The following is a 25208-nucleotide window of genomic DNA, read 5'->3' as shown; positions in this document are numbered from 1 at the left end:
GGCTGAAGCGCGCGGTGTAACGGTCGGCGCCCGTGCACCGACCGCTTTCTCTCACGATTTTCCGCGCGCTTCAGCCGCTATATCTACGAGATTGGGCCGCTGACGGTTCGCTATGTGCCGGAGCTTTTCCAGCTGCCGCAAGCACTTCCTGGGTGTTGGGCTCTCCGCTACGACACCAAGGGCGTTCGCAACCATGATCCAGATCGATCTACACCTTGCCATCGTCATCACCAGCTCAGCCCGAATCCTCGCGGGTAGGCCACTGTCCCCGTGTTCTTCTCCGCGTCGTAGTTGCTCCAAAGATTTACCGGCAATTTCCCGCGAGGCGCCACCTTGCCAGTGAGCACTTCCGCTAGCGACAACATGGAAGGTCCGAGCCACACACCGTTGTTGTAACCGAAATAGGAATAAGTGGCGACGGCGGCATCGGTGTTCTCGGAATAATTCACGATGTCGTACGGCGCGCGCAGAGCGAGGTGGACGCGTTTTTTCCCCAAGCCAGCAGCATACCTTAGCCAGTCGAGGTACCTGTTGTCGTCTGGCACGACGGTCGTCTGCAAGGCAGGAACAACATCCCGCTCGGCCGCCGTGAAGTTGGTCGGCAGGGTTCCCAGCAGGAAAACATCGCACTTGGCGATATTTTCTTTTATTTGCGCATCGGTGAGTGTTGACTCGTCTGCGGCAACGACGCTGCGATATCCCTGCTGCCCCATCGCGGTCGCAATACCTGTGGCCTGCTGAGCTTGAGGCGTCAGGATGAAATAGCGTAGCGCTTTGTCTTTCAACGGCAACAGAGATTGACGATTGATCACCACAGTGATCGATTGATCCGCAATCGCCTTCTGGACTTGTTGTGGGGCCAAGGAGGACGCTCCGCTGGAAGTGCGTTGGTGCCTTGCCAGCAGGTTGTTTCCCAGCAGGCCATGCCGGGCCTTGAGTGCCAGAATTCGCTCCACCGAGGCATCTATATCGTCCTGCCTGATGCGTCCCTCTCTGACCGATTGCGCAACCACGCTGACAAGCCTGGGCAGCAGGTCGGCCTGAGAGGGGGTGGAGATGCTGACCGGCATCAGTGCGATATCCACTCCCGCAGCAAAGACCTTCTCGACAGAATCTTCCTGCGTGAAGTTGTCGGTGATCGCCCCCATGTCTAGCGCATCGGAAATGGACACGCCGGCGTAGCCCAGTTCTTCGCGCAGGATATGCGTCTGTATCTGCCGTGACATGGTGGCAGGAACGACAATCCTTTGCCCGTTGCGATTGGTGACCAGGCTTTGATCCAGTGCCGGGTACTGGATATGCGCCGTCATGACCATATCCGGGGCGGCGTTTGCAGCGATGGCCTGTTGATAAGGCGCAAGGTCGATAGCGACGGCTTGCTCCAGTGAAAGATCCACGCGCGGCAGGCCCGTGTGCGAGTCGGTTGAAGTGCTACCGTGGCCCGGAAAGTGCTTATAGGTCGTGATCAGCCCTTGATGCTCCATCCCGGCGGAAATTCTTCCGGCCAAGCGTGATACCAGGCTTGCGTCGTCACTGAATGCGCGAACGTTGATGACCGGATTGAAGGGATTGGTGTTGACATCGACCACCGGTGCGAAATTGGTATTGATCTTCAATCCGAGCAGATCCTGCGCCAGCAACCTGCCTTGTTCATACGCAAGCTGCTCGCTTGCGCCTCCCTGGATCGCCGCTGCAAGGGCCATATTTCCAGAGAAGGACGCATAGGCGTTACGGGGGAGTCGAAATACATTCCCGCCCTCATTGTCGGTCGCAATCAGTAAACGCACCCCTCCGCTGGTCTCCATGCCGGCGTACCAATCGGCAAGCGTCTTGATCTGCGACTGCTCCTTCAAATTATTTGAAAAGAGAATGACGCCACCAACGTGGTTGCTCTCGATGATCCGCCCTATCACATCATCAGGAGCGGTCATGTCCAGCCTTTGGTTACCGACCGGATCCCAGTAGCGGAAATCGAGCATTATCTTTTGCCCGATCTTTTCCTCGAGCGTCATTGCCTCTACTTTTTTTCTTATGTTCATGGGGATTACCGCAGCGCCCTGTCCGCCGCCGCCTCGGCCGGATCCTGCGGAACTGTTTGCGCCAGACAGATGCGCATACGTCGCCTCATGTTCAGTGGCATGACCGACAGCCGATGTGGCGAAGGTTGTCTCCGCGCAGACACCCATCCCACTCATGAGTGCGCACGTCGCCAGCAAGACAGCTTTTGTCAATCGCTGATGGGGCCGAGCTTTTCCCGGAAAATTCATTTTTCACCTGCATGATGGTGTCGAGAGGTAAAGCCCGATGCGCACGACGACGGCCTGCGAAAGACAAGCGACACGGTACGAGTCGGCAGGCCACTATGCTGCGCTACGAACAATTATCAGCATCCCGCCGCAGAAACGGCTGGTATCCATAATTCCTATGACGGATATGCCTTGCGATAACGCGTGTGTCGCCAGCGAATGTGCGGCATTTTCCACTGCCACCACCCTTCCTTTGGCGAAAGTTCGCCACCAATAACGAAGGATTTCGAGATTCAGTTGATTTCTTCTGACTGGTTCCAGTTGTTGGCAGTAAGCATCGATTTCATCGGTTGCTGGATACCTGCTCGAGCGCCAGTGTGGTGATCTGCATGCGAGCTTCTCAGAGCGGCCAACAGCACGTAGCGAGCAGTCCTGGGGCGGATGCGGACGGAGCGAAGGGACCGGAGTGTATGAGGCGTACATGCAGCGCCGAGCGCCGCTTTCGGCGGCCGATCTGAAGCGCAAACCAAGGTCTTGGTGCGTGTTGCAGCCGCCACCGGCGACCGTTCAAATCGCCTTGATCCTCGTCAGGATCGAACGGCTCTGCAACGGTATGGACCGAACCCAACGCCTGGACAGTCGGCAGCCCACATGCGCTACCGCCACGCAAGCGTCAACGAAACACCACCGTGCGATGTCCGTTGAGCACGATGCGATGCTCGACGTGGCGGCGCACAGCACGGGCGAGTACCAGCGATTCGGTGTCGCTGCCCACGCGTACCAGATCGCGCGGGGTCATGGCGTGGTCCACGCGGGCGACGTCCTGCTCGATGATCGGACCTTCGTCCAGGTCCTCGGTCACATAATGGGCGGTGGCGCCGATGATCTTGACCCCGCGCGCGTGCGCCTGGTGATACGGCTGGGCGCCCTTGAAGCTGGGCAGGAAGCTGTGATGGATGTTGATCGCGCGCCCGGCCAATGCGCGGCACAGCGCAGGCGAGAGAATCTGCATATAGCGCGCCAGCACCACCAGGTCGATGTGCAGCTCCTGGACCAGCGCAAGCAGCTGGGCTTCCTGCGCGGCACGCGTGTGTGCACTGACCGGCAGGTGGTGGAAGTCGATCCCGTAGGACGCGGCCAGCGGCGCGAAGTCCGCATGGTTGGAGACCACGGCCACGATGTCCACCGGCAGTTGCCGGCTGTGCATGCGAAACAACAGGTCGTTGAGACAATGCCCCTGCTTGCTCACCAACACCAGCAGCCGCGCGCGGCGGCGCGCATCGTGCAATTGCCAGGCCATCTGGAACTCATTGGCGAGCAGAGCGAACCGCTGCTCGAGGCTGGCGATTCCGGTGCCGGGCGGCTTGTCGAAATGCACGCGCAGGAAAAAACGGCCACTTTCGTCGTCGCCGAATTGCTGTGCGTCGAGGATGTTGCAGGCCAGATCGAACAACAGGCCGGTCACGCGATAGACGATACCGGTGCGGTCAGGGCAGGAGAGCGTGAGGATGTAGTCGGAGCGCATCGGGCGATGATAGCCAATGCATGCGACTAACGGCGCAGTGCTTGCGTCGGTAACTTTTGCGGCACGCAGGTACTCGGGGTGACGTGGAGCCGAGATGCACAAAGGACACGGTCGCGGCCTGCGGTGTTGTGGTCAATCCCGATCACAGCGCTTGGCGCCCTGCAAACCGCATGCGCAGCGCGTTGCGACAGGGTCACTCGTCGCTCGGATGCGTCAGCGCGGCGGCAAGCGCAGCATCAGGCGACGGTTGATTTCATCCAGCTGCGCCAGCGAATCTTCCACGGAGGTCTCCATCGCATCCTGGGTGGTGATGTGCGCACGCAGGTGCGCCGGATCGGACAGCTCGCCACGCACCAGAAACACGTTCTCGCCGACTTCGCCGACATGCCGGCTGAGCACCACATGGTCCACCCGATCGAAGCCATGCTGCTTGGCCAGCGGCAGCAGGCGTGCGGCCATGCGTTCGCTGGCCTCGTCGGTGGGCTTGTTCAATTCGGCGTCGAGCACGCTCACCGCCTCGCGGATCTGCGCGAACAGATAATGGTCCGGATGCTCGGGATGATCCGGGCCGACCTGGCCTTTGTCGATGACTGGCGGCGTGGTCATGACGCGTCACCGGCATCGGCCGCTCCGCGCGATGGGCGCGCGGAGGAACCGGGCCTGATGTGCAGGTGTCGCATCGCATTCTCCCTGAAGGCGCTGGTGGTGGCTGCAACGCCGTGCGCATCGCGCAGATCGTTACCGGACCGAATCGAGCAGGCACCTTAGCCGCTTGCGGAGATTGCCTCAAGCCAGCCACGTGCGCGTGGCTGTGTGCTGGGCAGCGCTTCGATTGTGTCAATTGACGTACCCTCACCCCAGCCCCTCTCCCGCGCGGAGAGGGGTTTTATTCCACCATCGCGGCTCATTTGCGCTACGCCTGCCCTGCCCGGCGCGCCGCCACCTCGGCCAGTACCGCCCAGTCGGCATTGCCGTCGCCGTAGGCGATCGCCTCGTCCAGGCTGGCGCGCAGCAGTTCACCCAACGGCATGGGCACCTGCTTCTCGGCGCCGGCCTGGATCGCCAGATCCACATCCTTGCGGCCCAGGGTGGCGGTGAAGCCGGCGGGGCTGTACTGGCGCTGCATGATCAGCTTGCCGTAGCCCTGGTACGCCGGCGCAGCGAACAAGGTGCTGGTGAGCATGCCCAGGAACTGGGTGGTGTCCACGCCATGTCCGCGGGCCAATGCGCTGGCTTCGGCCATGGCACCGATGGCGCTGGCCAGGCAGAAGTTGGCCGCCAGCTTCACCGCATTGGCCTGCTCGGGCACGCGACCGATGTGCCAGGTCTTCTGCCCCAGCGCATCGAACATCGGCTGCACGCGTGCCAGTGCGGCATCATCGCCGGCGGCCAGGATGTTGAGCTTGCCCGCTTCGGCCACATCGACACGACCGAGCACCGGTGCCGCCACGTAGGCGATACCGCGCTCGGCATGCAGGGCGGTCAATTCATGCGCCAGCGCCACCGAGACGGTAGCCATGTTGACGTGCACGCTGCCGGCCGGCAGCGCATCCAGCACACCGCCGTCCACTACGGTCTGGCGCACCGCGTTGTCGTCGGCGAGCATCGAAAACAGCAACGGGCCATGCGCTGCGGCCTGCGCGGCCTCCACCACCGTGGCACCTGCATCGCGCAATGGCTGCGCGCGCTCCGGCGAGCGGTTCCACACGCTCAGCTCGAAGCCGGCGCGCAGCAGGTTATGCGCCATTGGCAGGCCCATCGTGCCCAGCCCCAGAAATCCTATCGGCATGCGGTGTCCTTGTTCGGTATGACGTCGGGAGTCAGCATCAAGTGGCGAACACGCCGCGCGCATCGCGCGGTTCGCAGCGCAGATATTGCGGTGCCGGCGTGACGCTGGCACCCAGTGCGGCAGCGGCGTGCCAGGGCCAGCGGGGGTCGTACAGGATGCCGCGCGCCAGGGCGATGGCGTCGGCCTGGCCATCCTGCAAGATTGCCTCGGCATGCGCCGGCTCGGTGATCAGGCCGACGCCGATCACCGGCGTGCCCACCTGCGCGCGGATCGCCTGCGCAAACGGAATCTGGTAGCCGTCCTGCAGCGCGATCTGCTGGCGCGGATCCAGCCCGCCGCTGGAGACATGGATATAGTGCGCACCACGTGCGTCCAGTGCCTTGGACAGGGCGATGCTCTGCTCCAGATCCCAGCCGCCGTCCACCCAGTCGGTGGCCGAGATGCGGACGCCCACCGCCATCGGTTCCGACACCGCCGCACGCACCGCATCGAAGATGCGCAGCGTCAGCCGCATGCGGTTCTCCAGCGAGCCGCCATAGGCATCGCTGCGCTGGTTGCTCAGCGGCGAGAGAAACTGATGCATCAGATAGCCATGCGCGGCGTGCAGCTCGATCAGCTGCAGGCCCAGGCGTTCTGCACGGATGGCCGATGCGACGAATGCGGCCACCACCGCGTCGATGCCGGCCTCATCCAGCGCCTGCGGCGCAGGCTGGCCGTCGCGGAACGGCAGCGCCGAGGCGGACACGGTCTGCCAACCATTGGCATGGTCGGGCGCGATCGCCTCGCCGCCGTTCCACGGCAGGTCGGTGGAGGCCTTGCGCCCGGCATGTGCCAGCTGGATGCCGATCGGCATCGGCGACCAGCGGCGCACCGATTGCAGCACATCGGCCAGCGCGCGCTCGCTGGCATCGTCGTACAGCCCGAGATCGGCGTAGCTGATGCGCCCTTCCGGCAGCACCGCGGCCGCTTCCAGGATCAACAGGCCCGCACCCGATTGCGACAGCGTGCCCAGATGGATGCGGTGCCAATCGGTGGCGCACCCATCCTGTGCCGAATACTGGCACATCGGGGCGATGACAATGCGGTTGGCGAGCGCAAGCGGGCCGAACGCGATGGGAGTGAACAACTGGCTCAAGGCAACATCCAGGCGCAACGGGGGGATGCCCATTGCACTGCGTGCCGCGCCGCCGCACAACCGCGGCAATGGATCACTGCGTCATGCAGAGCGCGCACTGTCGTACCTGGCCGCTGTGGGGTGCCGCGAATCACGCGGTGGCTGCAAAAAGGCCAGCGCATCGGCGCACGAACGTTCCACCTTCAGGCTCAACAGCGCATCGGCGCGCGTGCGCCCGAAATTCAACGCCGCGATCGGCACACCATTGCGTGCCGCGGCCTGCACGAAGCGAAAGCCCGAATAGACCATCAGCGACGACCCCACCACCAGCACCGCGTCGGCGGCCTGCAGATGCGCAAACGCGCGCTCCACCCGCTCGCGCGGCACGTTCTCGCCGAAGAACACCACGTCTGGCTTGAGCACGGCGCCGCATGCCGGACATGGCGGCACCACGAAGCTATCGAACGCCACAGCGTCCAGATCCGCATCGCCATCGGGCGCCTGGGCCGCCTCCAGGTCGGCCCAGCCGGGATTGGCCTGCTCGAGCAGCCGCTGGAACTCGGTGCGCGGCATGCGCTGTTCGCAGCCCATGCAGCGCACCACATCCAGCCGGCCATGCAGGTCGATCACCGCCTGGCTGCCGGCAGCCTGGTGCAGGCGGTCCACGTTCTGGGTGAGCAGCAATTCCAGTTGGCCACGTGCTTCCAGTGCGGCGAGCGCGTGATGGGTGGCATTGGGCTTGGCCAGCCCGAACCGCGGCCAGCCCACCAAGCTGCGTGCCCAATAGCGCTGGCGCGTGGACACCTCGCCCATGAAGGCCTGGAACGTCACCGGTTGCGGGCGCTTCCAGCCGCCCTGCAGGTCGCGGTAGTCGGGAATGCCCGAATCGGTACTGCAGCCAGCACCACTGAGCACGAACAGGCGTTGGTGGCGCTCGATGAACGCCTGCAACGCGTCGTCGGCCTGGGCTAGGACAGCGGTCATCGAACACCTCCAAGTGCCATGGGGATCACCTTGCAAGCTCTACCGGAGCGACTGCAGCGCACGCGTGCATAGATGATGCAGCGAGCCGTGTGGAGTGCAGTGCACAGCGCCATCGGCACGGCTCAGCATCTAGTACGCGCTGCCGAAGGCGCTGGATGCAGCCGAAATGCCTATGCGTACTGCCGTGAGCGAGTTCATCACATTGGGCCGGGATGGTCGATTCCAAGCGACCGCCTGGAGCGTGGCGCCGTCACGGAAGAGGCCATTACACGGGATTGCAGCAGAAGGCCAGCGACCTTGCGGGACCGACACGCCGGTTGTACGAGCGCGACGCATCATTGCCTGTCAGTGCACACGCGCACTCCTCACCACGCAATCCCGCCGCTGCACACTGCGATTGAAGCATGCGCTTTCCTCCTGAAACGGGCATGGCCTGCCTGCGAATACAGCGCCTGCGCGCGCGTCTGCCGCCCCCGGCGCAGCAAACATGTGCAGCTTGCGCGCGGCAAGCGCGTCACCTCGTCCGGCCAGTGCACGCCGCCAAGGCGTACCGTAGGCGTCTTGTGCCACTGCTGCGATCGCGTCACTACCCAGTCAGCCCGGCTCATTCGCCACGCGCTGGATGCGGCGCGAACCGGCCATAGGGGCGTGCATCGTCCGCGCGTTGGCGCAACACGTGCGCCGCAGCAAACGCCAGCGCCAGCAGCGTCAGGCACATGCCGACCAGCCCGGCCCACCCGCCGTGCTGCCAGAACCAGCCGCCCAACGCCCCGATCACACTGGAGCCGGCGTAATAGGCCAGCAGATACAACGACGCGGCATGGCTGCGATGCGCGCCACCGAGCCGGCTCACCCACGCGCTGGCCGCCGAATGCGCGATGAAAAAGCCGATCGTCAGCAATACGATGCCGGCCACCACCAGCGCCAGGACATGCGCCAGGGTCAGCGCCACGCCCAGCACGCACAGCACGATGCCGGCGCTGACCACCGGCCCGCGACCGAAGCGGTCCGACGCCGCACCGGCCACCGACGAGCTGACGATACCGAACACATACCCACTGAAGATCAGGCCGATCTGGCTCTGGCTCAGGCCGAATTCCGGCCCGCCCAGGCGAAAGCCCGCGTAGTTGTAGAGACACACGAACACGCCCATCAGCAGGAACGGCAACGCGAACAGCCATGGCAGGTTGCGGTCGCGCAGATGCCCGGCCCAGGCGCGCAGATGAAACTGCAGGTTGACCCCATGCCGGCGCACGAAATGTCGCGAAGGCGGCAGCAGCCACAGGAAGGCGAACGCGCACAGCAGGTCGAACCCGCTCAGCAGCGCCAGCGCGGTGCGCCAGTCGGTATGGTCGGTCAGCACACTCATCGTGATGCGCCCGGTCATGCCACCGAAGGCATTGCCGGCCACATACAGGCCGGTGGCCGCCCCCAGCTTGCTGGCGGGCAGTTCTTCGCCCAGATACACCATGGCCACCGCCGGCACCCCACCCAGCGCGATGCCGGACAAGGTGCGCACCACCACCAGCGCATGCCAGTCCGGCAGGAAGGCCGCCACCAGGTTGAGTACCGCGGCCAATGCGATCGAGGCGAACATCAGCCCGCGCCGGCCCAGGTTTTCCGACAGCGCACCCGCGCAGAAGATCGCCAGCGCCAGGCCGCCGGTGGCCAGCGATAACGGCAGCGACGCCACCGCCGCATCCACGCCGAAACTGCGTGCAAATTCCGGCAGTACAGGCTGCACGCTGTACAGCAGCGAGAAGGTGGAAAAGCCGGCCAGGAACAGGGCCAGCCGGATGCGGCCGGTGGCCGGCGTGGCATCGACACGCGCGGCAGCGCTCGGCAATGGGCGGGGATCAGAAGAAGACACGCAGACTCGGTGCAGCCGTGGGACGGCGAGTATTCGCCTGTCACCACCCCCTGTCCAATATATGATGCCCGCAGTTGCCATATGCGAAACAGATACCTTGGAGCTGCGTCACCTGCGCTATTTCCTGGCGGTTGCCGAAGAAGGCAACTTCACCCGCGCCGCCACGCGGGTCGGCATCGGCCAGCCGCCACTGAGCCAGCAGATCCAGACCCTGGAGCGTGAACTGGGCACACCGCTGTTCCGCCGCACCCACAGTGGCGCCGAGCTGACCCCCGCCGGTGAGGCATTCCTGGGCGAAGTGCGCCGGGTCCTGGCCGATGTGGAACGCGCCGCCGAAACGGCCCGCCGCGTGGCGCGCGGGGAATCGGGCCGGTTGCGCATGGGCTTTACCGCCTCGGCGGCCTTCAGCCCGGTGGGGCCGCGACTGATCCGCGATTTCCGCCGGCAGTGGCCGCAGGTGGACCTTCTGCTGGAAGAGACCAACACCGCCAGCCTGCTGATGGGTCTGGCCGACGGCCGCCTGGATGCGGCCTTCGTGCGCTACGGGCTGAGCACCCCGCCGGATCTGCACCTGCTGCGCTTTGCCGATGAGCCGATGAAGATCGCGGTGCCCGCCGCGCACCCGCTGGCCGCGCGCGCCAGCGCACCGCTGGCCGCGCTGGCCGGCGAACCCTTCATCCTGTTTCCGCGCAGCTTCGGTTCCAGCCTGTACGACGAAATCCTGGCTGCCTGCCGCGAATCCGGCGTGACCTTGCGCATCACCCAGGAAGCACCGCAGATGTCGTCGATCATCAATCTGGTTGCTGCCGAACTCGGCGTGTCGGTGGTTCCCGCCTCCACCGCACAACTGCAGCGCCCGGGTGTGCGTTACCTGGATATCGACGGGCGCATGCCGTTGGCGCGGCTTGCCTTGGCGGTGTCGCCTGGCGCCTTGGACACCGCGCCATTGGTACGGCATCTATGGGCACTGGCAACGCTGATCCAGCGCTGACAGCGCAACCGCGTCACCACGCCGTTCTTGTTTGATGTTGTTGGAACGATGTTGATCTGGACCTGCCGATTGCTGCACTCACCGCGAGCGACCGGTGCTCAGTGCAGACATCGCCTGACCAGGAACCCATCATTTCCAGGCCTTCGAAGTATTGGGGTAGTTCCGGGTTGTCTTGCGCGGTAGCGCAGACAGAGACAGAGACAACACTTACGTTGCCACGCTTCGAAACACCGATCGCCGTTCCATGGTGACCATTGAGACTGTGCGGGCTCGCTCCTCAAGAAATGCCGTGGCTGCCGCCACCGTGCATCCCAGGATCGCCGCCCGCCATCCGCCTGCTCGATGAGTAACCATCCTTCAAGAAAGCAGTCAATGCGGGTTTCATGTAATCTTCATAGCCGGGCTCTTGAGATGCAAGTGTCACTTCAAATGATAGCGTTAAACTATCGAAGGAAGCGATGGCATCCCCGTGGGAACCGTCGTAGTCGATGCCGGTGCCATCGGCATCAACCCTGGCCAGTTCATTCAAGATGCCTTCCAATTCTTTTATTTTTGAGTCGACACCATCCAAAATTTCGTTGGTGTAGCCTCGGGTCGCGAGTTGGTTTTGCAGCAGCCTCAGCCGACCCAGGAGGTCGGTCGCTCTTGCAAGATGTGATTCGAGTTTTTTTTGATTACTGATATTTATCTCGAATCTTCGCAATTGGCGTTCAATTTGGTCGAGGTGGCGCTCATTGATATGGCCACCATCACCGCCGATGTTTTCCAACGCCTGTTTGTTTCGTTCGATGATTCTCTTGAGAATATTGAGATGGCGCGCCTGCGGGTCGCCGACACCTGTTCCCGCGCAGCGCTCCTGGAACGCCTGCCAATGATCAACCAGCGTTACGGCGCGTTCTAGCATCGATTGGCGTCTCTCATCCAGATTCGATTGGACGGGCGCCTGGGCCGTGGATCGGATACTACGCCTGGAAGATCTGCCACCCGGTCGCTCCAGAGATGACAGCCACATATCGGCAATCCGGCTTCCGGCAACACTCTCAACGGCCCCCTGCTCTTGCGAGCCGGGAATCGTGTTTGCTGCCTGCGAACTGGGGTTGCTGGTGGACGCTTGGGCGGTGCCATGCCCCCACACGTCGGTGGCCGTGTTTGAAGAAGGTGGGCGTAAGCAGTTTCCCATCTTACATCTCCTCTTTTTTTCTCTGACGGTAAGCAATTTCCTGCATGCCGCGTCCACGCTGACGGAAGGATCGCCTGCGTATGCGAAGTTCCGACCTGCCATGAAGCGAACTGTCGGACGGCTGACAAGTGACGGTGAACACTGATGATCGATGCCAGTGATTGCAGACAAGAGTCCGTGCTATTCAAGAGGCTCATGGACACGCTCAAGGCCGCATCGTGGCGGGCTGCGCTTTGACGACGCTGCGCAGTGGGTCGGCGCACGCAACAGCCTGCTTGCCGATCCGCACGGCGGCCTGCCGTTTCGACCGGATGGCGCGCGGCCATTTGCGCTGGCGGTCGAGAGCTTTACCGCGTTGGGCGACGGTCAGCGTGGATGCACCACAACCGAAGTTGCGCCTGCGCGATGCGCAGGGCTGGTAGTTGCCGACGACGTGATCGCCCACGCTGCGCACGTCATGCCGCAGCGGCAGGCGCTGGCAAACGAAAAAATGCCCGCGCGGTCGCCGTGCTGTTGGCCGCCGTCAAGGCCACCGCTTCGCCACGGTCGCGTGCCAGCTCCTGGACGATATGCGACAGGAACATCGGCTCGTTGCGACGGTCCTTGGGCAGGGGCTTGAGCGTGCGTGGCAGCAGGTAGGGCGCGTCGGTTTCGATCATCAGCCGGTTGGCGGGGATGTTGCGCACCAGCTCGCGCAGGTGCGCGCCGCGGCGCTCGTCGCACAGCCAGCCGGTAATGCCGATGTAGTAATCGCGGTCCAGGTAGGCGAACAGTTCTTCGCGCGTGCCGGTGAAGCAATGCACCACGGCCGCACCCAGCTTGCCATCGAAACTGCGCATGATGGACAGGAAGTCCTCGTGCGCATCGCGCTGGTGCAGGAACAACGGCTTGCCGTTGTCGGCGGCCAGTTGCAGTTGACGCTCGAAGGCCTTGTGCTGGGCAGGGCGTGGTGCGAAATCGCGAAAGTAATCCAGCCCGCATTCGCCCACTGCCACCACTTGCGGATGTGCCTGCAAGGCACGCATTTGCGCTTCGCATTCGGCGGTGAATTCCACTGCGTGATGCGGGTGCACGCCGGCGGTGGCGTAGAGGAATCCGGGGTGTTGTTGCGCCAGTTGCAGGGCCAGCGGCGAATGCTCGCGGCTGGCGCCGGTGATCACCAGCTGTGACACCCCTGCGTCGCGGGCGCGTTGCAGCACCGCATCGCGATCGCGGTCGAAAGAGTCGTGGGTCAGGTTGGCGCCGATATCGATCAACTGCATGGTGCGGTGTGGCTTGAAAGAGCAGGTGTGATTGTACTGGGTGGACGTTGCCCTCACTGGGTGCACGTTGCCCTCATCCGCCCTGCGGGCACCTTCTCCCGCAGGCGGGAGAAGGGAGATCAGCAACGGGGTCGGCATGCGGTCAGTGGTACCTGCATGCCATCGGCCTGCACGAGCGCACGGCCTTTCCCCTCTCCCGCCTGCGGGAGAGGGGCAGGGGTGAGGGCCGCCTGCGCACCATACTCACCCCACCACAGGCACCGTCATCGCATCGATCTTTGCCGCCGGCGCCTGGATCGCCAGCTGCGCCGAGCGCGAGAGCTGCCGTTGCGGGGCCACGCACAGCGCCAGCGTCATCGGCGTGCAGCGAGTGCGTTGCCTTTCCCCTCTCCCGCCTGCGGGAGAGGGGCAGGGGTGAGGGCCGCTTGCGCACCACGCTCACCCCACCGCCGGCGCCGCCATCGCATCGATCTTCGCCGCCAGTGCCTGGATCGCCAGCTGCGCCGAGCGCGAGAGTTGCCGTTGCGGGGCCACGCACTGTCATCGGCGTGCAGCGAGTGCGTTGCCTTTCCCCTCTCCCGCCTACGGGAGAGGGGCAGGGGTGAGGGCCGCCTGCGCACCACACTCACCCCACCACCGGCACCGTCATCGCATCGATCTTTGCCGCCAGTGCCTGGATCGCCAGCTGCGCCGAGCGCGAGAGTTGCCGTTGCGGGGCCACGCACAGCGCCAGCGTCATCGGCTTGGTCAGGTGCTGGCGGAACGGCACGAAGGCCAGCCGCCCGTCGGCCACGTCCGGCGCAGCGTCCAGCCACGACATCAGCCCCACGCCGGCACCGGCGCGCACCAGTCCGCGCAGGGTGCGCACGTCGTTGCAGTGGGTGAGCCGCTTCACGTCGATGTGCTGGCGCTGGTACAGCACCTTGGCATGCTCGCCCACGATCAGCGGCGCGGCCGGCAGCAGCAGGCGGTGTTCCAGCGTCTCGCTGAGCTGTAGCTCGGTGCGGGTGCTGAGCGGGTGGCCGACCGGCATCGCAATGCCAAGCGGGATATCCGCAAACGCGCGCACCTCCAGGTCCACGCTGCTCACCGGGTCCAGCAGCAGGCCGATGTCCACGTCCGCCGAGGTCACCATCTCCATCACCCGCTGGTTGCGCGCGGTGGACAGGTTGAAGGTGATGCCGGGATACTCCTGCACCAGCGCGGCCACTGCCGCCGGCACCACGCCCTCGCTGAGCGCATCGATCATGGCGATCTCCACGTGCCCGCGGCGCAGCCCCTTGAGCTCGTCGAAGCGCTCCAGGGTACGGGCGTAGGCCTTCTCCCAGCCGCGCACGTCCACCAGCAACAGCTCGCCGGCAGCCGTGAGCCGCAGCCGGCCGGGCAGGCGCTCGAACAGCTGCGCGCCCAGCTCCTCCTCGGCTTTGAGGATCTGCCGGTCGATCGCCGAGGCCGATACGTGCAGCACCTCGGAGGCCTTGCGGATGCTGCCGCAGCGGGCCACTTCGATGAAGTAGCGGGTGAAGCGGGAGAAGGTCAGCATGGGGCTTAGCTCGGTTGCCGTTGCATTTTTTGCAATGGCTTGGCGGAAAAACGATGTTTGATCACACACCCCCGGCTTCCTAGAGTCAATCCGGCACCGCTCCCCGCCCTACGCCAGAGACCGCCCCATGGATGTCGCCGTCCCCGCCCTGCCGCTGCACTGCACCTTCGAGGCCGCCGATTGGCAGCGCCTGGCCCAGCACTGGCACGCGGTGGCGCTGAGCAGCGAGGTGGGGCAGGCGCCGTTCAAGGCCACCCTGCTGGACGAGCCGCTGGTGCTGTACCGGCTGGGCGAGGAACTGGTGGCCGCGCGCGATGTCTGCCCGCACCGCGGCGTGCCGCTGAGCATGGGCACGGCCGATGGCGGCGGCGTGGTGTGCGCCTACCACGGCCTGCGCTTCGGCGCGGGCGGGCGTTGCAATCACATTCCGGCCAGCCCCACGCAGAACATCCCGGCCAAGATGCGCCTGCACACCTATGCGGTGGCCGAGCGCTACGGCCTGATCTGGGTGTGCCTGGCCAAACCCGCCGGGGTGAACGAGGCCGAGGTGCAGATTCCGCCGATGCCGGGTTGGGACGAGGATGGCTTTCAGCAGATCGTGTGCCCGGCCTTCGACATCGCCGGCAGCGCCGCACGGCAGCTGGAAGGCTTCATCGACGTGGCGCATTTCGCCTTCGTGCACACCGCCACGTTCGCCCAGCCGGACAAGCGCGAAGTGCCGGCCTACACCACCACCGAAACGCCCACCGGTTTCAATGCCGATTACCTCAGCAGCGTGGCCAATTATTCGGTGGACATGCCGCTGCCGGACGTGGACCCCAGCTTCCAGTGGCTGCGTCATTTCGAGGTGCATCTGCCGTTCACCGCCACGCTCACCATCCATTTTCCGGTGCCGGGCAAGCGATTGGTGATCATGAATGCCGCAAGCCCGGTGTCCAAGCACAAGACCCGGCTGCTGGTGCCGATCGCGCGCAACTTCGACACCCATCTGCCGGTGGAGGACGTGCATGCCTTCAACCTGCGCGTGTTCGAGGAAGACCGCGCCATGGTGGAAGCGCAGCGCCCCGAATACCTGCCGCTGGACCCGCTGCTGGAGGTGCATATCCCGGCCGACCGCAGTTCGATCGCCTATCGCCGTGGCCTGCGCAGCCAGGGCTATAGCGATTTCTTCCTGCGTTGATCGCCAAGGAGCGCGCCATGAGCCTGCATGAAGTGCGTGTTGCCGACGTCGTCGATCAAGGCCATCGCCAACGCGCGATCCGGCTGGAACCGGTCGGCACGGAATTGCCTGCCTTCGAGGCAGGCGCGCATGTGGACCTGCACTTGCCCGATGGCTTGATCCGCCAGTATTCGATCGCCAGCGCGCCGCATGTGCGCGATCACTATGTGCTGTGCGTCAAATTGGCCGATGCCTCGCGCGGCGGCTCGCGGCACCTGTGCGAACAGCTCAGCCCCGGCGACCGCCTGCGGATCTCCAGCCCGCGCAACCTGTTCCCACTGCATCCGGGCGAACGGCATGTGCTGCTGGCGGCCGGCATCGGCATCACCCCGCTGCTGTCGATGGCCGAGGCGCTGGAAGCGCGCGGCGAGCCGTTCGTGCTGCATTACTACGTGCGCCGGCATACCGATGTGGCCTTCGGGCAGCGGCTGCAGCAAGGCTTTCTGCACGGCCAGGTGCACCTGCACCTGAGCGATGGCGGGCAGAGCCCGCGCGTGCATGTGCCCGAGGAACTCGGACAGGCGCGCGCGCACGACCAACTGTATCTGTGCGGGCCGGCGGCGTTCATGGACCACTTCACGCAGCTTGCCAAGACCCATGGCTGGCGCGCGGCGCAGGTGCACCGCGAGCACTTTGCCGCCGCCGACCCGGGGCTTGCACACGATGCCGATCACGCCTTCGAAGTGGAGCTGGCCGCCAGCGGCCGCGTGCTGCAGGTGCCGGCCGATTGCAGCATTGCCAGCGCCCTGCTGGATGCCGGGATCGAGGTGCCGCTCTCGTGCGAGCAGGGCATGTGCGGGGCCTGCCTGACCGGTGTGATCGCCGGTGTCCCCGATCACCGCGACAGCGTGCTCAGCGATGCCGAGCGCGCCAGCAATGCGCAGATCACCCTGTGCTGCTCGCGCAGCCGCTCGCCGCGCCTGGTGCTGGATCTTTGAGCCTGCAGCATCGTGCGCGCAGCGCAGGCGCTGCACGGATCCCGGCAGGCCACGCAGCGATTCCCGGCACCGGCCATCCCGATGCACGACGGCGATCACGTGCTGCAATGGATCACGGCGCTGGCAAATCCGCACGCACCAGGCAAGATGGGCAGCCCGCATCCACGGGCCGCGCGCTGGATGCCCTGTGTTGAAGAGAGCCTTGCCGATGCCTGCCTGCCGTGTGATTCCCCTGTTCCGTCGTGAGGCCGCACGCTGATGCGCTGGCCCGGATTCGCGCTGGCCGCCAACGGCAGCACGCCGCGCACCGAACTGCTGGCTGGTGCCACCACCTTCCTGACGATGGCGTACATCCTCTTCGTCAACCCCGACATCCTGGCCACCACCGGCATGGACCATGGCGCGGTGTTCGTGGCGACCTGCCTGGCCGCGGCGCTGGGCTCGCTGCTGATGGGGGTGCTGGCCAACTACCCGATCGGCATGGCGCCGGGCATGGGCCTGAATGCGTTCTTCGCCTTCACCGTGGTGGGCACGCTGGGTTACAGCTGGCAACAGACGCTGGGGCTGGTGTTCGTCTCCGGCTGCCTGTTCCTGCTGCTGACCGTCACCGGCGCGCGGCGCTGGCTGGTGGACGGCATTCCGGGCACGTTGCGCAGCGCGATCGCGGCCGGCATCGGCCTGTTTCTGGCCCTGATCGGCCTGCAAAAGGCCGGGCTGGTGGTGGCGCATCCGCAAACGCTGCTGACCCTGGGCGACCTGCATCGGCCCGAACCGCTGCTGGCATTGGCTGGCCTGCTGTTGATCGGCGTGCTGGACCTGCGCCGCGTGCGGGGGGCGATGTTGCTCGGCATCCTGGCCGTCACCAGCGCGGCGCTGGCGCTGGGCCTGGTGCGCTACCAGGGCGTGCTGTCGCTGCCGCCAAGCCTGGCGCCAACGCTGCTGCAGCTGGATATTGCCGGCGCGCTGCATGGCCACGGCGGCAGCGGTGCGCTTGCGGCGGTGCTGCATGTGGTGCTGGTGTTCGTGCTGGTGGAGATGTTCGATGCCACCGGCACCTTGATGGGCGTGGCACAACGCGCCGGCCTGCTGCGCACGCAGGCGCAGCGCCAGCAGTTCGACCGCGCCCTGCTGGCCGACAGCACCGCCATCCTGGCCGGTTCGTTGCTCGGCACCTCCAGTACCACCGCCTACGTGGAAAGCGCAGCCGGCGTGCAGGTGGGTGGGCGCACCGGCCTGACCGCGCTGGTGGTCGCCGCCTTGTTCCTGCTGGCGCTGCTGTTCTCGCCATTGGCGGCCATGGTGCCGGCATACGCAACCGCGCCGGCACTGATCTATCTGGCCTCGGTGATGCTGCGCGAGTGCATCCAGATCCAATGGGACGATGTCAGCGAAGCGTTACCGGCGGCGATCTGCATGCTCGCCATGCCGCTCACCTACTCCATCGCCACCGGTCTGGCACTGGGCTTCATCACCTACGCGGCGCTCAAGCTCGGCAGCGGCCGCTGGCGCGGCGTGCACCCGGCCACCTGGGCGATCGCCGGCTTGTTCGTGCTGCGCCATGCGCTGGAATGAGGAACGCACCCGGCCGCTTGCATCGCGCTAATTCCCGGCCGCGCGCGACACTGCACGGCACGCTGCATCACGCACTGCAGCTCCATGACGCCACTACTTTTTGCTCAGAGCTCACCGCATGCCACGTCTTCATCGCTACCTGATCCTGTCTTTGTGCGCGGTGTTGCCGAGCGTGGCGCTTGCACGTCCTGCGCAAGCGCCAGCGCAGCAGCGCGAGCAACAGGTGGCGCAGCTGTTCCACGCTGCCGCCGCGCAACCTGCACAGCTGCGCGCTTGGCTGCAGGCCATGCCCAAGGGCGGCGACCTGCACAACCACCTGTCCGGTTCGGTGTATGCCGAGGACTATCTGCAGTGGGCCAGCGAAGACGGCGCCTGCGTGCAACTGGATGACCTGAGCCTGCGCGCGCCGCCATGCGGCAAGGGGCAGGAGCCGGCCAGCGGCCTGGCCGCACGCAATGCAGCGTTGTACGGGCGGGTGGTGGATGCCTTGTCGATGCGCAGGTTCCTGCCCACTGCCGCGCAGCCCACCGGGCACGGCCAGTTCTTCGGCAGCTTCGGCAAGTTCGATGCGGTGGTGCGCACACGCGTGGCCGATACGGTGGCCGCGGTGCTCGACCAGGCCGCGCGCGACCGCGTGCCTTACGTGGAAATCATCGCCAATCCGCCGCAGATGGATCAGGCCGCGCAGCGCATGCAGGCGCTGCCCTGGCGAGGCGATGACGACAGTGCCAACCTGGCCGCCCTGCAGCAGGCGTTGCCGCCGCTGGTGCAGGCCGCACAGGCGGCGCTGGCCGATATCGATGCGCAGGTTCGCCGCGTGCTGCGCTGCGACCAGGCCGATGCGCGCCCCGGCTGCCGGGTCACCTATCGCTATGTGCCGTATGTGCTGCGCGTGCTGCCGCCCCCGGCGGTGTTCGGGCAGATGGCGCTGGCCCATGCGCTGGTGGCCGCCGGCGGCAGCCGTGCGGTGGCGGTGAATATCGTCGCGCCCGAAGACAACCCGGTGGCGCTGGCCGACTACACGCGGCATATGGCGATGTTCCGCTTCTTCGCCACGCGCTATCCAGGCGTTGCGCTGTCGCTGCATGCAGGCGAACTGACCCTGGGCCTGGTACCGCCGGCGCAGCTGCGTTCGCATATCCGCCAGGCCGTGGATGCCGGCGCACGCCGTATCGGCCACGGCGTGGACCTGCCCTACGAGGACGATGCCAGCGGGCTGCTGGCGCGCATGCGCGAGCACCATGTGGCGGTGGAAATCAACCTGACCAGCAACGACGTGATTCTGGGCGTCAAGGGCGCGCACCATCCGCTTGCGATGTACCTGCGCGCAGGCGTGCCGGTGGTGCTGTCCACCGACGATGCCGGCGTGTCGCGTGCCGACATGACCCACGAATACCAACGCGCCATGCAGGAACAGGGCATCGATTACCCCACGCTCAAGCAACTGGCGCGCAACGGGCTGACGTATGGTTTCCTGCCAGGTGCCAGCCTGTGGACTGCCGATGGCAGCGGCGTCCAGTCCTGCCACGACGCATTGCAACGCGAGGCAGACGATGCCGACTGCCGTGCCTTTCGCCAGGCCAGCGAGAAGGCGCGGCTGCAATGGCAGCTGGAAACCGACCTGGCGCAGTACGAGCGCTCGCTGCTGGCGCAGCGCAGTTAATGCCTGCGGCATCACCCCCGTCACTCGGGAGCGCGCCCATGCGCGAACAGGCTTCACCGCCAACGCTACGCCGCGCGCAGGCACGCGCCTGCTCATGCAACGTCCGCTCCATCTCCGCTGCACTCCATTCCACCTCCACGACCGAAACGCAATGACCGACCCGAACGCCACCGCATCCAGACGCCGCGTCATCCTCGAAGACGATATCGATGGCTTCACGCCCGCGCAGCTGCTATTACTGCAATCGCCCGAGGTCGAGGTGCTGGGCATCAGCGCGGTGAGCGGCAATATCTGGCGCGACGAAGTGCTGGCGCATACCTGCCGCCTGCTGGAACTGGCCGGCCATCCGCAGATTCCGGTGCTGCCGGGCCCGGTGCATCCGCTGCTCAACAGCGAGGCCGCCACCGAGCGCTGGGAAGCGCTGTACGGCAAGCTGGTGTGGAAGGGTGCGTGGACGCGGCAGTGGGTGGATGGCGACACCGTGCAGAGCGCGCCGCGCTACCACGCGCACGACGTGGTGCCCGACCTGGCGCTGGGCAATCCCAGCGTGGTGCGCCCGGCCGACGAGCCGGCCGCGTTGTTCATGCTGCGCATGGTGCGCCAGTACCCGGGCGAGGTGAGCATCATCGCCACCGGCCCGCTGACCAATCTGGCGCTGGCGCAATCGCTGGACCCGGCGTTCGCCACACTCGCGCGCGAACTGGTCTACATGGGCGGCAGCCTCAATCCGCGGCAGCAGCGCAACAGCGTGAGCGCACGGCAATTCGCGCGCGAGTTCGTCAATTCGCCGCGCCGCGAATTCAATATCCGCTGGGATCCGGAAGCCGCCCGCATCGTCATGCATGCCCCGTGGCGCAAGATCACCATGGTGCCGGTGGACCCTTCCACCGCCACCGAACTCACCCCGCACCTGCTCGCGCGCATGAGCGCCGCCGACACGGCGATCGGGCATGCACTGCGCCGACGCGAGCCGGGCTTTCCGATGTGGGATGAGCTGGCCACGGCGGTGTGGCTGCGGCCGGAGTTGGCCACGCAGGTGGAGACGCTGTATGTGGACACCAACACTGCCTTCGACGCGGGCTATGGCGACATCCTGTCATGGGCACCGGGCTATCAGCCGGGGCTGGGCGAGCAGGCGCAACGCGTGGTGCATGCGGTGGATGTGCAGGCATTCGAGCAGATGTTGATCGACCGCCTCACTGCGCCGCAGCCGCCAGCAGTCGGGTTGCCGCTCCCCCTTCTCCCGCCGGGAGAAGGTGCCCGAAGGGCGGATGAGGGGACGCCAGCCGATAAAAATGCGGTGCCCGCTGAGTACGCCAACGAGCCAGCGACATGAGCCGCTGACACACCTCCAGCTCCCGGGGCACCCTCACCCCAACCCCTCTCCCGGCGGGAGAGGGGCCCGACCCGCACCCGCACCCGCACCAGCACCAGCAACCCCAAGGTGACCCATGCAACTCCCAGCGCAGTGGCAAGCCGGCATCGATCGCAATACCGACATCCTGCGCGGCCATGCGCACGTGTTGGCCAGCTTCACCCCACCGCGCGCCGCCACCCATGACACGGCTGGCCCGCGGGGCCAGATCGCGGCCATCGTCGCCAAAACGCGCAGCCAGCACGCGCAAGCCGCGCGCCTGGCCACCCAGACCCTGGCGCGCATCCACCAGGCCAACGACCGCCTGTGTGCGATCACCCGCCTGCTGCCGGCGCGCGCCGCCGCCGATGCCGCGCGCGTGCAGGCGGCGCTGACCGGTGGCAGCGATGGCGGTGCGCTGGCGGGCGTGCCGTTCGTGGTCAAGGACCTGTTCGATGTCGCCGGCCAGGTCACCACCGCCGGCGCGGCGGTACGCGCGCACTGCGCGCCGGCCCATCGCGATGCGGCGGTGGTGCAACGCCTGAGCGATGCCGGTGCGGTACTGGTCGGCACCGCCAACATGGACGAATTCGCCTACGGGTTTGCCACCGTCAACGCGCACTACGGCACCACCGCCAACCCGCACGACCCCCAGCATCTGGCCGGCGGCTCGTCGGGTGGCTCGGCGGCGGCGGTGGCGGCGGGGCTGGTGCCGTTCGCGCTGGGCTCGGACACCAACGGCTCGATCCGCGTGCCCGCCGCGCTATGCGGCGTGTATGGCCTGCGCCCGACGCATGGCGCAATTCCGCTGGAGGGCGTGTTTCCCTTCGTCGATGCGCTGGACGTGGTGGGGCCATTCGCGACCTGCGTGGCCGATCTGCGCCGCGTGCACGAAGTGATGCTCGGGCAGCCAGTTGCAGCCTGCACTGCCGACACGCTGCGCATCGCCCGGCTTGGCGGCTGGTTCCAGCACAATCTCGATCCCGAGCTGGAGGCCGGCCTGGGCGCGCTGATGCAGGCCTGCAACAGCACCGCGGCGATCCAGTTGCCGGAAGCCGAGCGTGCCCGCGCGGCGGCCTTCGTGCTGACCGCCGCCGAAGGTGGCCACCGCCATCGCGCCGCCCTGGGGACGCAGGCCGAGCAGTTCGACCCGGCCACGCGCGACCGCCTGCTGGCCGGGTTGCAGCTGCCGGCCAGCGCAGTGGCCGATGCGCAGGCGTTCGCGCGCTGGTTCGCCACCGCGATGCGGGCGCTGTGGGACGAGGTGGACGTGCTGATCGCCCCTGCCACGCCGTGCGTGGCGCCGCGCATCGATCAGGACACCATCCAGATCGATGGCCTGCCTGTCTCGGCACGCGCCAACCTGGGCATCTTCACCCAGCCGCTCGGCCTGGCCGGGTGCCCGGTGCTGGCCGCGCCGCTGCCGCGGCCGGGGCGCCTGCCGTTGGGCGTGCAGCTGATCGCCGCGCCCGGCCGCGAAGACCGCCTGTTCGCCCTCGCCGCGCAGCTCGAACGCGATGGACACCTGGCCTTCAGCCCCCCTGCGGAGGGCCAGTGATGCTGCAGACCTTGCGCGCCTGCCGCGGCATGGTGGTGGCCCCGCATCACCTGGCCGCACAGGCCGGCCGCGATGTGTTGCGCGACGGCGGCACCGCCATCGAAGCGGCCGTTGCCACCGCCGCCTGCCTGGCCGTGGTGTACCCGCACATGACCGGCATCGGCGGCGACGGCTTCTGGCTGATCCGCGAGCCGGATGGCCACGTCCACGCCATCGATGCCTGCGGCCGCGCCGCGCGCGCAGCGACCCTGGGCTTCTACGCCGGCCGGGCCGGCATCCCGTGGCGCGGCCCGGGTGCGGCCAATACCGTGGCCGGAACCGTCTCCGGCTGGGCATTGGCGCTGCAACGGGCCGATGGCCGGCTGCCGCTGCAGCGCCTGCTCGCCGATGCCATCCATCACGCCGGCGCCGGTGTGCCGGTCACTGCCGGCGGCGCGCAGATCGCGGCCAGCAAGGGCGCCGAGCTGCGCTGCCAGCCCGGCGCCTACGCACGCATCTTCGAACCCCACGGCGTGCCCCTGCGCGAGGGCGCGCTGCTGCAGCAACCGCAGCTGGCACACACCCTGCAGCGGCTGGCCGACGCCGGCCTGGACAGCTTCTATCGCGGTGCACTGGCCGCCGACATCGCCGCCGACCTGCATGCGCTCGGCAGCCCACTGCATGCCGACGACCTGGCCGCGCACCGCGCCGATCGCAGCGTGCCGTTGTCGGTGGGCATTGCCGGTGCACGCGTCTACAACCACGCCCCACCCACCCAGGGCCTGGCCTCGCTGCTGATCCTGGCGTTGTTCGACCGCCTGCAGGTGACCCAGGCCGACAGCCTTGCGCATGTGCACGGCTTGATCGAAGCCACCAAGCAGGCCTTCCTGATCCGCGATGCGCATATCGGCGACCCGGCGTGGATGACGCTGGATGCACAGGCATTGCTGGACGACAGCGCCGCGCTCGACGCCCTGGCCGCACGCATCGACATGAGCCGCGCCCTGCCCTGGCCGCAACCCTCGCAGGCAGGCGACACCGTCTGGTTCGGCGCCATCGACGCCGCTGGGCGTGCGGTCAGCTGCATCCAGTCCACCTATTTCGAGTTCGGCTGCGGCCTGGTGCTGCCGCGCACCGGCATCACCTGGCAGAACCGCGGCTGCAGCTTCCGCCTGGCGGCAGACGGCTGGAACGCGCTCGCCCCGGGGCGCAAACCCTTCCACACCCTCAACCCGGCACTGGCCACCTTCGACGATGGCCGCGTCATGGCCTACGGCACCATGGGCGGCGAAGGCCAGCCACAGACCCAGGCCGCGCTGTTTTCGCGTTACGCCCGCTTCGGCATGCCGCTGCAGCAGGCGATCACGGCGCCGCGCTGGCTGCTCGGCCGTACCTGGGGCCAGGACAGCACCACGCTGAAGCTGGAAGACCGCTTCGATCCAGCGCTGGTGCAGGCCCTGCGCGAGGCCGGGCATGCGGTGGAACTGCTGCCTGCCTACACGGCGGTGATGGGGCACGCCGGTGCACTGGTGCGGCAGGCCGATGGCGTGATCAGCGGCGCCAGCGACCCGCGCTCGGACGGCGTGGTTGCAGGCTGGTGAGCACCGCAGGCGGCGGGCGACCACCGCGGCCGTGCCACGCCAACGCGGGGCCGCGTGCAGACGGCACAGGTGTTCATGCATCACAACACGGTGCTTTGGCCACGGCCGGAGCGAACCCGGCCGCAGTCACTGCGCGAGGACGTGTGCCATGCTTGCGCACGCATGGTCAGTGATCCAGATCCGCCATGCGCATGACGCGTCGCCGAATCCACTTAGAGGAGAGCACCATGACAGACCAGGAACAACATCAACCGTCGCTGGAAGACGTCAAGCTGGCATTCGACGGCCAGAGCGTGGATTGGTATCTGCAGAAGCTGGTCGGCATTGCCAACACTTCGAATACGCAGTTCGGCATTACCCTGTTCGTGGAAGGCGTGATCGTCTCGGGCCAGCTGGTGAGCGGCAAGCAGTACTTCGAAGCCTTTGCACAGGAATTTTCTGCGGCGTTTCCCGGTAGCGACGAAGAGAAGGAAGACGTGCGTCTTGCATTCGCCAGCCATGCCAGCATCTACGACACCGAAGACGATGCGCAGCAAGGCAGCACGCCGCCGCAGTTCATCCACCTGATCGAATCGCGTTGCTTCTCACCCGGCGGCCAGCCGCTGCCAAGCAACCGTGGCGTGCTGTGGCGCGGCAAGGTCAACGCGGTGTCCGGCTTCACGCTGGGCTCGCTGTCTGCCGATTAGGTCTGGCAGGCGCGCGGGTCGCCGCTGATCGCGCAGCCCGGCCGTTTGCAGGATCGGCCGGCGGGCGCTACGGCCACCGGTGGCCTGGCTGGAGCCGCTTGTCATTGCCTTCCACGCACGGCCAGCATGACGGC

General features: G+C 66.3%; 20 protein-coding genes, 1 other RNA gene and 3 pseudogenes. 11 read left to right on the top strand and 13 right to left on the bottom strand.

The window, feature by feature from the left end:
- Nucleotides 1-227 precede the first annotated feature (227 nt).
- From HG421_RS20660 to HG421_RS20625, 8 genes are all read right to left on the bottom strand, one after another.
- On the bottom strand, nt 228-2267 hold the full coding sequence (locus HG421_RS20660) for a glycoside hydrolase family 3 protein (protein ID WP_211161760.1): 2040 nt from the start codon (nt 2265-2267) through the stop codon (nt 228-230).
- A gap of 386 nt (nt 2268-2653) precedes the next feature.
- A non-coding RNA gene (locus HG421_RS20655) (sX9 sRNA) lies at nt 2654-2729 on the bottom strand.
- A gap of 190 nt (nt 2730-2919) precedes the next feature.
- A complete protein-coding gene (gene purU, locus HG421_RS20650; RefSeq protein WP_169707976.1) occupies nt 2920-3771 on the bottom strand; it encodes a formyltetrahydrofolate deformylase in 852 nt (283 codons plus the stop codon).
- Nucleotides 3772-3984: 213 nt separating this feature from the next.
- Entirely contained in the window at nt 3985-4377 is a 393-nt protein-coding gene (locus tag HG421_RS20645; RefSeq protein ID WP_169707975.1) for an XVIPCD domain-containing protein, read from the bottom strand.
- A gap of 307 nt (nt 4378-4684) precedes the next feature.
- Nucleotides 4685-5623: an NAD(P)-dependent oxidoreductase gene (locus HG421_RS20640; protein WP_248279438.1), complete on the bottom strand. Its 939-nt coding sequence runs from the start codon at nt 5621-5623 to the stop codon at nt 4685-4687.
- Nucleotides 5598-6728: an NADH:flavin oxidoreductase/NADH oxidase gene (locus HG421_RS20635; protein ID WP_169707973.1), complete on the bottom strand. Its 1131-nt coding sequence runs from the start codon at nt 6726-6728 to the stop codon at nt 5598-5600. Before HG421_RS20635 ends, HG421_RS20640 begins: the two co-directional genes overlap by 26 nt.
- A gap of 48 nt (nt 6729-6776) precedes the next feature.
- A complete protein-coding gene (locus HG421_RS20630; protein WP_169707972.1) occupies nt 6777-7658 on the bottom strand; it encodes an NAD-dependent protein deacetylase in 882 nt (293 codons plus the stop codon).
- Between the two features lie 604 nt (nt 7659-8262).
- Nucleotides 8263-9528, bottom strand: coding sequence for an MFS transporter (locus tag HG421_RS20625; protein WP_429001902.1), 1266 nt, complete (start codon nt 9526-9528; stop codon nt 8263-8265).
- Between the two features lie 97 nt (nt 9529-9625).
- Here HG421_RS20625 and HG421_RS20620 point away from each other — a divergent pair, with 97 nt between their 5' ends.
- A complete protein-coding gene (locus HG421_RS20620) occupies nt 9626-10519 on the top strand; it encodes a LysR family transcriptional regulator (protein ID WP_169707970.1) in 894 nt (297 codons plus the stop codon).
- A 277-nt stretch (nt 10520-10796) separates the two neighbouring features.
- On the opposite strand, the gene HG421_RS20615 is transcribed toward HG421_RS20620, so the two are convergent.
- Complete coding sequence (locus HG421_RS20615) at nt 10797-11699, bottom strand: hypothetical protein (protein ID WP_169707969.1); 903 nt, start codon at nt 11697-11699, stop codon at nt 10797-10799.
- Nucleotides 11700-11928: 229 nt separating this feature from the next.
- Here HG421_RS20615 and HG421_RS21580 point away from each other — a divergent pair.
- Nucleotides 11929-12121, top strand: a pseudogene (locus HG421_RS21580) (hypothetical protein); the annotation flags it as partial.
- Between the two features lie 33 nt (nt 12122-12154).
- On the opposite strand, the gene HG421_RS20605 reads toward HG421_RS21580, so the two are convergent.
- The 4 genes and pseudogenes from HG421_RS20605 to HG421_RS20590 all read right to left on the bottom strand — a co-directional run bounded on the left by HG421_RS20605 (nt 12155) and on the right by HG421_RS20590 (nt 14504).
- Complete coding sequence (locus HG421_RS20605; RefSeq protein WP_169707967.1) at nt 12155-12961, bottom strand: TatD family hydrolase; 807 nt, start codon at nt 12959-12961, stop codon at nt 12155-12157.
- Between the two features lie 243 nt (nt 12962-13204).
- Nucleotides 13205-13321 (bottom strand): annotated as a pseudogene (locus HG421_RS20600) (LysR family transcriptional regulator); the annotation flags it as partial.
- A gap of 78 nt (nt 13322-13399) precedes the next feature.
- Nucleotides 13400-13498 (bottom strand): annotated as a pseudogene (locus HG421_RS20595) (LysR family transcriptional regulator); the annotation flags it as partial.
- Between the two features lie 88 nt (nt 13499-13586).
- Complete coding sequence (locus HG421_RS20590; protein WP_169707966.1) at nt 13587-14504, bottom strand: LysR family transcriptional regulator; 918 nt, start codon at nt 14502-14504, stop codon at nt 13587-13589.
- Nucleotides 14505-14631: 127 nt separating this feature from the next.
- Here HG421_RS20590 and HG421_RS20585 point away from each other — a divergent pair, with 127 nt between their 5' ends.
- The 9 genes from HG421_RS20585 (at nt 14632) to gvpU (ending at nt 25074) form a co-directional block, all read left to right on the top strand.
- Nucleotides 14632-15684 (top strand): aromatic ring-hydroxylating oxygenase subunit alpha, encoded by a 1053-nt coding sequence (locus HG421_RS20585; protein ID WP_169707965.1) that lies wholly within the window; start codon nt 14632-14634, stop codon nt 15682-15684.
- Nucleotides 15685-15701: 17 nt separating this feature from the next.
- Nucleotides 15702-16661 (top strand): PDR/VanB family oxidoreductase, encoded by a 960-nt coding sequence (locus HG421_RS20580; protein WP_169707964.1) that lies wholly within the window; start codon nt 15702-15704, stop codon nt 16659-16661.
- 81 nt (nt 16662-16742) lie between these two features.
- A complete protein-coding gene (locus HG421_RS20575) occupies nt 16743-16907 on the top strand; it encodes a hypothetical protein (protein WP_169707963.1) in 165 nt (54 codons plus the stop codon).
- Nucleotides 16908-16919: 12 nt separating this feature from the next.
- A complete protein-coding gene (locus tag HG421_RS20570) occupies nt 16920-18233 on the top strand; it encodes an NCS2 family permease (protein ID WP_169707962.1) in 1314 nt (437 codons plus the stop codon).
- Between the two features lie 118 nt (nt 18234-18351).
- A complete protein-coding gene (locus tag HG421_RS20565; RefSeq protein WP_169707961.1) occupies nt 18352-19896 on the top strand; it encodes an adenosine deaminase family protein in 1545 nt (514 codons plus the stop codon).
- Between the two features lie 151 nt (nt 19897-20047).
- The gene (locus HG421_RS20560) at nt 20048-21232 is read left to right on the top strand and encodes a nucleoside hydrolase (protein ID WP_169707960.1); all 1185 of its coding nucleotides are present in this window, start codon (nt 20048-20050) and stop codon (nt 21230-21232) included.
- A 115-nt stretch (nt 21233-21347) separates the two neighbouring features.
- Nucleotides 21348-22808 carry an AtzE family amidohydrolase gene (locus HG421_RS20555; RefSeq protein ID WP_169707959.1) on the top strand — a complete coding sequence of 487 codons (1461 nt, stop codon included), beginning with the start codon at nt 21348-21350 and terminating at the stop codon, nt 22806-22808.
- Nucleotides 22808-24388, top strand: coding sequence for a gamma-glutamyltransferase family protein (locus tag HG421_RS20550; protein ID WP_169707958.1), 1581 nt, complete (start codon nt 22808-22810; stop codon nt 24386-24388). The genes HG421_RS20555 and HG421_RS20550 overlap by 1 nt, the downstream gene beginning before the upstream one ends.
- 227 nt (nt 24389-24615) lie before the next feature.
- Nucleotides 24616-25074, top strand: coding sequence for a gas vesicle accessory protein GvpU (gene gvpU / locus HG421_RS20545; protein WP_169707957.1), 459 nt, complete (start codon nt 24616-24618; stop codon nt 25072-25074).
- Nucleotides 25075-25208 lie beyond the last annotated feature (134 nt).

The organism is Xanthomonas campestris pv. badrii (genome assembly GCF_012848175.1).
Lineage (GTDB): Bacteria > Pseudomonadota > Gammaproteobacteria > Xanthomonadales > Xanthomonadaceae > Xanthomonas > Xanthomonas campestris_C.
This window is presented reverse-complemented; position numbering and strand designations above follow the sequence as displayed.